Here is a 9,537-nt window from a genome sequence, read left to right on the forward strand (position 1 = left end):
GTTCTGAGCACCCCCCGGGACCAGGTATTATTTTCGAGTCAGCAGGCGCCGCTAGCTCAGTTGGTTAGAGCAGCTGACTCTTAATCAGCGGGTCCGGGGTTCGAGTCCCTGGCGGCGCACAGACAGTGAGAAGCCCCTCGCGCGAGCGAGGGGCTTCTTTCGTGCGTATCCCGCCGCATATCCCCCCGATATCCCCCGCACCGGTGAGGACAGCGCCGCCGGGGCGCCGCGATACTGGCACGGCCTCCTGCCCCGAGGAGCCGCCCGATGCAGCGTCCCCTGCCCGCCCTGTCCCGGCTGCGCACCACCCGCCCCTACGTGGTGGACACCGCCCTTGCCGCCGTGGTGCTCTTCGCCGTATCGCTCCAGTTCCTCTTCCCGGACGAGGGCGGCGACCCGCTGAGCCCCGGCGGGTTCGTCCTGGGCGCCGGGACCGCGGTGCCGCTGATCTGGCGCAGGCGCGCGCCCTTCGCCTGCGCCGCCGTCATCGCCTTCTTCACGCCCGCCATGGCGCTCTACCACCGGCCGCCGCCCGACGTCTGCTTCGGCGGCATGGTCGCCCTCTACACCGTGGCCGCCCTGAGCCCGCCGCTGAAGCGGCGCGTCATGTTCGCCGGGTGGCTGGCGGGGGCCGCCGTCACCATGGCCTTCAAGGAGCACGCCGAGCCGTACGAATACCCCTTCCACCTGTTCAGCCTCATCAGCGCGTACGCACTCGGCGCCTTCGCCCGCGTGCAGCGCGCCTACACGGCGGCCCTGGAGGACCGGGCCCGGCGCCTGGAGCGGGAGCGCGCCACCGAGACGGCGCGCGCGGTCAGCCAGGAGCGCTCCCGCATCGCCCGCGACATGCACGACATCCTCGCCCATGCGGTGAGCCTGATGGTGGTCCAGGCCGAGGCGGGCCCCGTGGTCGTGCGCAGCGACCCGGACCGGGCGGTGGGGGCCTTCGAGGCGATCGCGGGTGCGGGGCGCGACGCGATGGTGCAGCTGCGGCGGATCCTGGGCGTCCTGAGAGAGCCGTCGGCCCCGGACGGGCGCGACCCGCAGCCGACGCTCGCCGCGCTCCCGGAGCTGACCGCGCTCGTCGGACGGACCGGTCTGCGCGTCGGCCTCGCGCAGTCGGGACATCCGCGTCCGCTGCCGCCCTACGTCGAGGTGGCCGCGTACCGGATCGTCCAGGAGGCACTGACCAACTGCGTCAAGCACGCGGCGGCGACGGAAGCGTCCGTCCGGCTCGACTGGCTGGACGCCGAGTTGCGGATACGGGTCCAGGACGACGGGGTCGGGTCCCTGACCTCGGCGGATTCGGGGCACGGGCTCGTCGGCATCCGGGAACGCGCCGCCGCCTGCGGTGGCACGGCCGAGGCCGGCAACGGACCCGATGGCGGATTCCGTGTCGCCGTACGGCTGCCCACGGCATTCTGGGGTGATGAGCATCCGGGTGGCGGTCGCCGACGATCAGGAGCTGGTGCGCAGCGGCTTCTCCATGATCCTTGAGGCGCAGCCCGACATCGAGGTGGTGGCGGAGGCGGGTGACGGCGCGCAGGCGGTGGCGGCGGTCCTGCGGCACGGCCCCGACGTCGTCCTCCTGGACATCCGCATGCCGGGCATGGACGGCATCGAGGCGGCCCGCCGGGTGTGCGCGCAGTCCAGCTGCCGGGTGGTCATGCTGACCACCTTCGACCACGACGAGTACGTCTACGAGGCGCTGTACGCGGGAGCCAGCGGCTTCCTGCTCAAGGACGTCCGCCGGGACGACCTGGTGCACGCGGTACGGGTCGTGGCGGCCGGCGATTCCCTGCTCGCGCCGTCGGTGACGCGGCGCCTGGTGGCGGACGTGGTCCGGCGCCGCCGCACGGAGTCCGACGCTCCCGACGTGACGCCGTCCGAACGCCTCGCGGTCCTCACCGCCCGCGAGGAGGAGACGCTGCGGCTGCTCGCGCGTGGCCTGTCCAACGCGGAGATCGCCGCGTCGTTCGTGGTCAGCGAGCACACGGTGAAGACCCATGTCAGCAACGTCCTGTCGAAACTGGGGCTGCGGGACCGGGTGCAGGCGGTGATCTGCGCGTACGAGACGGGGCTCGTGGTGCCGGGGAGTTAGGTCTGTCCTGGCTCGGGCGCCCTGCCGTGTGCGCGCCGTCGATCACCGGCTCCGCCGAGTTCGTCCTCAAACGCCGGACGGGCTGATTCCCCCTTCCCCCTCCCCCGCCCGACCGAGACCTACCCCGCACGGGGGAGGCCGCAAGACCGCTCGGCACGGCGATCCGCCGCACACCCGCCGGGGACGACTCTGGGGGCGACCCGGACCCCATCCACGGAGGAGGCAGAGCCATGCTGGCCGCCCTCGCTCATACCGCCACCCGGCGCCCCAAGACCGTCGTCCTCGTCTGGCTCCTTCTCCTGGTCCTGGGCTTCGGCTTCGGCACCCGCGTGTTCGGCGACCTGACCTCGTCGGTCGAGGACGTCCCCGGCAGCGAGTCGGTCGTCGCCGCGGAGCGCCTGGACGAACTCACGCCGTACGGCGACGACTTCAACGCCGTCGTGTCGGGCCCCGCCGTCGACACCCCGCGGCTGCGCGCCCAGGTGGGCGACGCGATCGCCGACGTACGGGAGCAGCCCGGCATCGCGCAGGTACCGGACCCGTACACCACCCGGGGTCTCGTCTCCGGGGACGGCAAGGCGCTGCTCATCCCCGTCACCCTCAAGGGAGGGCTCGACGACGATGCCGAGGTGGAGGCCACCGGCGACGCGGCCGACCGTATCCGTGAGATCAGCGCGGGCGAGGTGGCGGTGAGCGGTGGGCCGCTGCTCGGCGAGCAGATGGGCGGCAGGGCCCAGGAGGACGTCGCACGGGCCGAGTTGATCACTCTGCCCGCCGTACTCGTCGTTCTGTTGCTCATCTTCGGCGGGCTGCGGGCCGCCGGGCTCCCCCTCCTGGTCACCGTGAGCGGTGTGGCGGGCGCCTTCCTGACGCTCTACGGCTTCAGCCAGTTCACCGAGATCTCCGTCTATGCCGTCCAGATCGTCACGATGCTCGGCCTCGGCCTCGCCGTCGACTACGCGCTCCTGATGGTGATCCGCTTCCGCGAGGAGCGGGGGAAGGCGGACGACGTGGCGCGGGCCGTGCACGCGACCGTCGCCCACGCCGGGCGCACCGTCCTCTTCTCCGGCCTGACGGTGGCCATCAGCCTGTCGGGGCTCGTCTGGTTCCCCAGCCCGTTCCTGCGCAGCATGGGCCTGGCGGCCGGTGCGGTGGTCGTCGTGGACATGCTGGCGGCGCTGACGCTGCTGCCCGCGCTGCTCGCCCTGTTCGGCGGCAAGGTCGCGCCTTCGGGTGCTAAGTCCCGTACGCGTAAAGGGCTTTGGCGACGAAGGAGCAGGGCCGGGGTCGCGTCCGAGCCCAGGGCCTTCTTCGCCCGGCTCGCGCTCTTCTCCGCCCGGCGCCCGGTGGCCGTGACCGCCACCGTGGTCGCGGTCCTCACGCTCCTCGCCTTGCCCGCCTTCGGGATGCGGATCAACATCGGGGACGCGCGGCAGCTCCCGCACGACACCGAGGCCCGGCAGCTGTACGACACCGTGCGCGAGCACTATCCGGCCGGGGCGGACACCGACCCCGTCAAGGTGCTCGTCGGGTCGGGCACCGATCCAGGCACCGTGGCCGGTATCCGTGCCCTGCCCGGCATCAGGGCCGCCGACAGCGAACGGCTCCCCGACGGGACGGTCCTGCTGGAGCTGACCCCCAAGGGCTCGGTCGACGGTCCCGAAGCCACCCGGATCGTGGAGCGGGTGCGCGACCTGCGCGGGGACGAACCCGTCCGGGTCACCGGCAACGCAGCGGGCCTCGTCGACTTCCGCTCGATGCTCGCCGAGCGCGCCCCCTGGGCCGTACTCACCGTCCTGGTCGCCCTGTTCGCCCTGCTCTTCGCCTTCACCGGGTCATTGCTGCTGCCCCTGCGTACGCTCGCCACCACCCTGCTCAGCCTGGGCGCCGCGCTCGGCGTCGTGGTGTGGGTGTTCCAGGACGGGCATCTCGCGGGGCTGCTGGGCAGTGAGGGGCTCGGGGCGCTGAGCCTGACGGCGCCGCCGCTGATCATCGCGATCGCGTTCGGGCTCGCCATGGACTACGAGCTGTTCATCCTGTCCCGGATGCGGGAGACCTGGCTGGAGACGGGCGACCACCGTGCCGCCACCGTCGAGGGCCTGCGCCGCTCGGGGCGTGTCGTCAGCTGTGCGGCACTGCTGCTCGCGATCGTCTTCGGCGGGTTCATGACCGGCGGCTTCGCACCGATCCTGCAGATCGGCCTCGGCCTGACGCTGGCCGTGCTCATCGACGCGACCCTGGTGCGGATGTTCCTCGTACCGGCGACGATGACGCTGCTCGGCAGGCGCGCGTGGTGGGCGCCGGCGCGGATGCGAAGGCTCCACGAGCGGTACGGGCTCCGCGAGGAGGCGCCGGTGACGAACGCCCCCGTACCGGCCGGGCAGGGGGACGGGCGAGCGGTCAGGCAAGCACCACCCAGTCCATGACCAGGGCGGCCACCAGGCCGACGGCGAGCAGATAGCTGCCGAGCCGGGTCCGTCCCCGCCTGCTGAGTTCGATCACCAGGCCGCAGAGGACGAGCAGCAGCCCGTACACCCCCACGACCAGGACGGACGACCTGCTCGCCAGGCGCACGGCGAGCACCACGGCCGCCGCGGCCATCAGCAACGAGGCCGCGGCGATCCGTATGCGCCGGGCCTGGCGCGGCGTGAGGCCTGCCCGGCCTGCCCCCATCTGGTCTGACGTGCTCATGGTCCAGGATCGTAATCGACCAGACCGGTGGCCATTGCAAGGATCGGCGGGACGGGTCCGTTCCTTCTGCCGCTCAGGCCCGCAGATAGGCCAGGACCGCGAGCACCCTGCGGTGGGTGCCGTCTCCGGGCGGCAGGTCCAGTTTGCCGAGGATGTTGCCGATGTGTTTGCCCACCGCGGCCTCGCTGACGACGAGTTCGGCGGCGATCGCCGCGTTCGACCTGCCCTCGGCGACCAGGCCGAGGACTTCGCGCTCGCGCGGCGTGAGCTGTTCCAGGGGATCGCGGCGGCGCCTGAGCAACTGCCGTACGACCTCCGGGTCCACGACCGTACCGCCGCCCGCCACCTGCGTCACCGCGTCGGCGAACTGCTCGACCTGGCCCACGCGGTCCTTGAGCAGATAGCCCACGCCGGTGCCGTCGCCGGTGTCCAGGAGTTCGGCGGCGTACGAACGCTGCACGTACTGGCTGAGCACCAGGACCGGAAGCCCTGGCCGCTCGGCGCGCAGGGCGAGGGCGGCGCGCAGGCCCTCGTCCTGGAAGGAGGGCGGCATGCGTACGTCGGTGAGGACCAGGTCAGGGGCGTGCGCGTCGACGGCGGCGGGCAGCCCCCGTGCGTCGCCGAGCGCGGCGGGCACTTCGTGGCCGAAGCGGGTGAGCAGGCCGACGAGACCTTCCCTGAGCAGCACGCTGTCTTCGGCGACGACGATCCTCAGTCCTCGGGGACTTGGGGGTGCTGGGCTCTGCACGGGATCTCCACGGACAGTACGGTCGGGCCACCGGGCGGGCTGGTGACCGTCAGTGTGCCATCGAGCACCGCGAGGCGGTCCGCCAGGCCGGTCAGGCCGGAGCCGCGGGCGGGGTCCGCGCCGCCCTTGCCCTCGTCGCGCACGTCGATGCGGAGGGTGTCCCCGTGGTGGCGCGCGCTGATGTGCGCGCGGGGGGCGCCGCTGTGGCGGGCGATGTTGGTGAGGGCTTCGCGGGCGGTGAAGTACCCGGCGGCCTCGACGGATTCGGGGAGGCGCGGCAGGTCGTCCAGGTCGGTGTCGACGGGGATCGGGGAGCGGTCGGCGGCGTCCTCGACGGCGGCGGCGAGGCCGTAGTCGACGAGGACTTGGGGGTGGATGCCGCGGATGAGTTCACGCAGTTCGTTCAGCACGTTCCCCGCCTCGTCGTGCGCCTTGGCGAGCTGTGCGGCGAGTTCGCTGCCGGGGGTGGCGTCGAGCCTCGCCAGGCCCAGGGTCATGGTCAGCGCGACGAGCCGCTGCTGGGCACCGTCGTGCAAGTCCCGCTCGATCCGCCGCCGTTCGGCTTCGAAGGCGTCCACCAGGCGGGCCCTGGAGCGGGTCACTTCCGCCAGCTGGGTGGTCAGCTCGGCCTCGCGCGGGGCGAGGAGGAGGCGGGCCAGGGCGGCCCTGGCGGTGGCGTAGGCGCCGAGGGGGTAGAGCAGCGGGGCGAGCAGGGCGAGGCCGAGCAGGGCGGTGGCGAAGGCGTGCGGGTAGTCGCCGACCAGCCAGAGCTTGGCTGCGCGTATCTCGCCGCCGTCCAAGGCGAGTTGGACGGGGGCCGCCATCAGGACGGCGGGGGCGCCGACCGTGCAGGCCAGTACGAGCAGGTCCATGGGCCACAGGACCAGGGCGAGCAGCGCGGTGTACGCGAGCTCACGCCAGGTGGCCTGCTCCTTGACCCGCAGCTTGAACCAGGCGGGGATGCCGGGGGCTTCGGGGGTGCGGTGGGGGGTGGGGGCGGGGGTCGCCGGCTCGACGAGGCGGAGCCTGCGGCGTTCCAGGGCGGCTACGGGGATGCCGGCGAGGCCGAGGAGGGCGAGCAGCGGGAGCCCTACCAGTACGACGGCAAGGGCGGCCCCGACGACGGCTGCCGCAAGCCCTCCCACCAGCACGACCACCCCGAACACCACACCCCCGAGGAGATACCCGACCCCCCTCCAGGGCGCACTGCTCCCCAGATACCTCCACCGCCGAAGCCCCACCCACACACTCTCGCTGGCCATGGGGTCACGGTATGCGGGCGGGATGGGGCGGGGCGGGGGTGAGGGTGTTCCGGGTGCGGGTGTGCGGGGCGTGCTGCGGGGCTGGTCCGTCGTTGGGTGCGGGGCCGCGTCGGTATGTCCGTCCTCGCCATCGGGTGGGCGCCGTCTTGTTGCTTCGGCTGGGGAGTGTTGCGAACCGTGCTCCGGGCGGAAATACCGACACGTCCCCTCGCGTCTCGATGCCGGGTGCCGGTGCGTGGGGGCCGTGCTCCCGTGGCCGGCGCACTACCACCGCCCCGTCACTGCGGGGCAAACGGGCGGGTGGGTGGGACAGCTTGTTCGGTGCGAGCAAGGCTGCGGGGCAAACGGGCGGGTGGGTGGGGAAGGTTGTTCGGTGCAGGTGAGGCTGCGGGGTGACAGGTGGGCGGGCGGGAGAGGGGTGTTCCGTGGTGGCAGCGGTAGCGGGCTAGCCGGGGAGCAGGTTTTCGCGGGATTGGGCGCGGTATTGGGACAGGAGCGTGGACTCGTCCGCCGGGGTCAGGGGGCGGTAGGCGCCAGGGCCCGGGCGCCACCAGACCGGGTCACCGCAGCGAAAGCCCTCCCGGCGCAGCGCCGCCCGCGCCACCTTGTTCGTGGCCGTCACCGGCATCCGCCGGACCACCCGTACGAAGCGAGGCGCCATCTTCGTGCCCAGGTCCGGCTGCGAGAGCAGGAACTCGGCGAAGGCGAGGGGATCGAACGCGGCCCCCTCCCTGGGCGCGACCGCGGCCATCACCTGATCCCCCGCCACAGGATCCGGCACCGCGTACACCGCCACCGCCGCCGCCCCCTCCCACCGCGCGAGGATGTTCTCGATCACCGCAGCCGCCAGGTTCTCGCTGTCCACCCGCAGCCGGTCGTCCGTACGCCCCGCGAAGTAGAAGAACCCCTCCGCGTCGCGGTAGAAGAGGTCCCCCGTCCAGTACCACCCGTCCCGCAGCCGCGCCGCATCCGCCTCCGCGTTGCGCCAGTACCCCTCGAAGGGCGCCCGCCCCTTGTTCACCAGCTCCCCTATCGCCGCATCCCCGTTCAGCAGCCGCCCCTCCGCGTCGAAGGAACCGGGCGGGCATTCCTCCCGCGTCCCGGAGTCCACCACTGCGAGATCGCTCCCCGGCACCGCGACGCCGATCGCCCCGGCGGGCGTGCCCGGCGTCCGCTGGATCGCCGCGCCCCCTTCCGAAGACCCGTACCCCTCGACGAGCCGCACCCCGAACCGCTTCTCGAACCGCGCCGCGTCCACCGCCCCGGCCTCCGTGCCGAAGCCCATCAGCAGGGGGTTCGACGTGTCGTCGGGCTGCTCCGGCGTGGCGAGGACGTACTGCACCGCCCGGCCCACGTACGTGAAGTACGTCGCCCCGTAAGCCCGTACGTCGTCCAGGAACGCCGAAGCCGAGAAGCGCCGCCGCAGCGCCACCCCCGCCCCAGCGGCGAGCGCGGGCGCCCAGTCAGCGATCACCGCGTTGCCGTGGAACATGGGCATGCAGATGTAGTGGACCCCGTCCGGGCCGAGGCGGAAGTGGCTGACCAGGGACTGGCCCGCGGCGGCGAGACGGCCCTGGGTGCAGATGGCGGCCTTGGGCGCTCCGGTCGACCCTGAGGTGAAGTAGAGGAGCATGCGGCTCGCCGGAGTCACCGTTCCCGATATCTCCGGGCGCGCGTCCGCGTAGGGCGCGAGCAGCTCGGCGTAGGCGTCGGTGTCCGTCACCAGGATGCGTACGCCCGGCAGTTCGAGGCCGTCGAGGAGCGCCAGATGCGCCCGCTCCGTGATCAGGACCCGGCAGTCGGTGTGCACGATGTCGCGGGCCAGTTCCGCGCCCCGGCGCGTGGGGTTGATCCCCGCCACCGCCGCCCCCGCGAGCGCCGCCGCGCTCAGCCACAGCGGGTACTCGGGGGTGTTGTCGAGCAGGACGCCGACATGCGGCTCGGCCCCTCTCGGCAGCAGGTCGGCCAGCAGCGCCGCTCTCGCCGCCGCACCCGCGACGAGTTGATGGTGGGTCAGCTCCTGGTTCTCGAAGCGCAGTCCGGGGCGGTGGTCGCCCCAGCGTGCCAGTACGAGTTCCGCGACGGTGCTCCCGGTGGACTCCATGGCCGCGCACCATAACTGATGCAGCGTCAGATGAGGAGAGCGCGCCCCTACGGCAGGTCCGGGTCGAAGCCTTGGTCCGGATCGAACCCGTCACCCGAGTCGTACCCGTCGTCGAAGTCGAACGAGTCCGAGGCGTCGAACATGTCGTTCGCCGTCGCCATGAAGACGACGCAAAAGGCGAGCGCGACGCCGAAGAAGCAGAGCGCGCCGATCAGGGCGGCCGTGCTCCTGGAGGGATCCGGCGCCCGCACCGTCGCCGCCTCCGGGCGGTCGGCCGCGTAGTACACGGTGACGATGTCGCCCTCGACGATCGTCGCGGGGCCGTTCTGATCCTCGAACCGGACGGGCCGCCCCGTGGGCAGGACGAACTCGTAGACGTGGTGCAGCGTGGTGCTGATGTGGTGGTTGTCGCCGTGCCGGCTCGTCGTGGTGTATGTGCGCAGACAACGCCCTTCCGCCGTCAGGCCGCTCGACCACGCCTCCCGCAGCCGCCTGTGGCGATTGATCACGGCGACCGCCATCGCGATCATCAGCGCGCCCATCAAGGTCGGCACGGCATAGAAAAAGAACTCCACTGCATCCCCCGATGATTACTGCCGGTACTGCCCGCGTACGCCGTCCTGGTCTGGAC

Annotated in this window: 8 protein-coding genes and 1 tRNA gene; 4 read left to right on the forward strand and 5 right to left on the reverse strand. The window is 72.4% G+C overall.

Annotated elements, in window-relative coordinates:
• Positions 1-45 precede the first annotated feature (45 nt).
• From ACQKIP_RS30755 to ACQKIP_RS30770, 4 genes are all read left to right on the forward strand, one after another.
• Positions 46-119 (forward strand) — tRNA-Lys (locus ACQKIP_RS30755).
• Between the two features lie 148 nt (positions 120-267).
• Positions 268-1,497 carry a sensor histidine kinase gene (locus tag ACQKIP_RS30760; RefSeq protein ID WP_365857477.1) on the forward strand — a complete coding sequence of 410 codons (1,230 nt, stop codon included), beginning with the start codon at positions 268-270 and terminating at the stop codon, positions 1,495-1,497.
• Positions 1,430-2,101: a response regulator transcription factor gene (locus tag ACQKIP_RS30765; RefSeq protein ID WP_365857475.1), complete on the forward strand. Its 672-nt coding sequence runs from the start codon at positions 1,430-1,432 to the stop codon at positions 2,099-2,101. The genes ACQKIP_RS30760 and ACQKIP_RS30765 overlap by 68 nt, the downstream gene beginning before the upstream one ends.
• A 230-nt stretch (positions 2,102-2,331) precedes the next feature.
• Complete coding sequence (locus ACQKIP_RS30770; RefSeq protein WP_365857473.1) at positions 2,332-4,527, forward strand: MMPL family transporter; 2,196 nt, start codon at positions 2,332-2,334, stop codon at positions 4,525-4,527.
• On the opposite strand, the gene ACQKIP_RS30775 is transcribed toward ACQKIP_RS30770, so the two are convergent.
• From ACQKIP_RS30775 to ACQKIP_RS30795, 5 genes are all read right to left on the reverse strand, one after another.
• Positions 4,502-4,792: a hypothetical protein gene (locus tag ACQKIP_RS30775; protein WP_365857471.1), complete on the reverse strand. Its 291-nt coding sequence runs from the start codon at positions 4,790-4,792 to the stop codon at positions 4,502-4,504. The two genes, ACQKIP_RS30770 and ACQKIP_RS30775, sit on opposite strands and share 26 nt — an antisense overlap.
• Positions 4,793-4,865: 73 nt before the next feature.
• The gene (locus ACQKIP_RS30780) at positions 4,866-5,540 is read right to left on the reverse strand and encodes a response regulator transcription factor (RefSeq protein WP_365857469.1); all 675 of its coding nucleotides are present in this window, start codon (positions 5,538-5,540) and stop codon (positions 4,866-4,868) included.
• Entirely contained in the window at positions 5,504-6,802 is a 1,299-nt protein-coding gene (locus ACQKIP_RS30785) for a sensor histidine kinase (protein ID WP_365857467.1), read from the reverse strand. Before ACQKIP_RS30785 ends, ACQKIP_RS30780 begins: the two co-directional genes overlap by 37 nt.
• 445 nt (positions 6,803-7,247) lie before the next feature.
• Entirely contained in the window at positions 7,248-8,906 is a 1,659-nt protein-coding gene (locus ACQKIP_RS30790; protein ID WP_365857465.1) for an AMP-binding protein, read from the reverse strand.
• Between the two features lie 47 nt (positions 8,907-8,953).
• The gene (locus ACQKIP_RS30795) at positions 8,954-9,481 is read right to left on the reverse strand and encodes a DUF3592 domain-containing protein (protein ID WP_365857463.1); all 528 of its coding nucleotides are present in this window, start codon (positions 9,479-9,481) and stop codon (positions 8,954-8,956) included.
• Positions 9,482-9,537: the final 56 nt, after the last annotated feature.

It is taken from the genome of Streptomyces sp. NPDC059900 (assembly GCF_050270335.1).
Taxonomy (GTDB): Bacteria; Actinomycetota; Actinomycetes; order Streptomycetales; family Streptomycetaceae; genus Streptomyces.